Source organism: Ruminococcus sp. B05 (assembly GCF_003628495.1).
Taxonomy (GTDB): Bacteria; Bacillota; Clostridia; order Lachnospirales; family Lachnospiraceae; genus Schaedlerella; species Schaedlerella hominis.
In genome coordinates, this window is sequence record NZ_RBZR01000066.1 from 1 (window position 1) to 978 (window position 978).

Below are 978 nucleotides of genomic sequence, written 5' to 3' on the forward strand. Positions count from 1 at the left end.
ATATTTGATGGAAGTAAAAAGTAAGCGTGCCGATGTATTTCATTTGTATGATCAAAAAAAGCAGTTAAAAGTAATATCGCAGAGAGTGGGCGTTCAAATATTATATTTATTAATACTTTCCTGTGTTGGATATGTTTTGTTTTTCTGGCAAAAACCGGGCAGTGTAAACGAAGGCATTTCGGGTATTCAGATATTTCTTTTATATTTCATTGCAATGTTTGGAACTATCTGGCTTTGGAGTATATGCTCTGTGATTTTGTGTACATTGCTTCGAAATATGTGGGCAGGTATTGGATGTTTATTTGGAATTGTCATTGGACTTATATCAAAAGCGGGAAGTTCATTTTTCGGAAATCTGGGATTGTTTTCTTTCAGCTTTTGTGAACCTACTCAATTAATGTCCGAGAGTTGGATTTATGGAACGCTTGTGTCTTTTATAGCGGGGCTGTTTTTATTTGCAGTATTACCAATGACTTTAAAGAAAAGAGGATAGATTATGAGTATTAGAATAAATGATTTAACAGTTAGATTTAAAAATGGTGTAGTTGCAGTAAATAAGGCATCTCTTGAAATACCTAAGGGAATTTACGGACTTTTGGGTGAGAATGGTGCCGGAAAAACCACTTTGATGAGGGTTCTTACAACTGTTTTAAAACAAACGGAAGGAATGGTTTCCCTTGATGGAATTCTGTATAACGAGGGAAATTATGAGAAAATACAGAAAAAGATTGGTTATCTTCCACAGGAAATCGACTTATATCCGAATCTTACGGTGAAAGAATGTCTTGTATATATGGGGGGACTGTCAGGAGTAGCCAGAAATGACCTCGAACAAAGAATTACCTATTATCTGGAAAAGACTTCTCTTACAGAGCATCAGAATAAAAAAATGCGGCAATTATCTGGTGGTATGAAGAGACGTGTCGGACTCATACAGGCACTTCTTAATAATCCGGATTTTTTGATTATTGATGAACC

General features: G+C 35.5%; 2 protein-coding genes. Both read left to right on the forward strand.

Translation table 11 applies throughout. The annotated features are described in order from the left end of the window. A partial coding sequence (locus tag D8Q48_RS16995; protein ID WP_243116337.1) for a transporter occupies positions 1-493 on the forward strand: 493 nt, incomplete at its 5' end. A 3-nt stretch (positions 494-496) separates the two neighbouring features. Continuing rightward, positions 497-978, forward strand: a 482-nt coding sequence (locus tag D8Q48_RS17000; RefSeq protein ID WP_121057396.1) for an ATP-binding cassette domain-containing protein, incomplete at its 3' end; no start/stop codon positions are given.